General features: G+C 61.0%; 1 pseudogene. It reads right to left on the bottom strand.

The features are described from left to right. Positions 1-259: pseudogene (locus AC0IYH_RS32385) on the bottom strand (aromatic amino acid transporter AroP); the annotation flags it as partial.

The raw sequence follows: 259 nt of genomic DNA, 5'->3' as shown, positions 1-259 counted from the left end.
GGCGGTGAGGGTCGCCACCAGATCGTCCCAGGGATGCAGCGACAGCAGTACGGTCAGCGCGCCGATGTAGAAGATCAGGATGCGATAGACCACCTGGTTGATCGCCTTGGGGATCACCGTTTTCGGCTGATCGGCTTCGGCCGCGGTGATGCCCACCAGCTCCAGGCCGCCGAAGGAGAACATGATGATGGCCATCATCATCACCAGCCCCGAGATACCGTTGGGGAAGAAACCACCGTGGCTCCACAGGTTACTGACC

Source organism: Pseudomonas sp. AC463 (assembly GCF_979253585.1).
The sequence above is the reverse complement of the archived record's forward strand: the minus strand, read 5'-3'. Positions and strand labels throughout refer to the sequence as shown.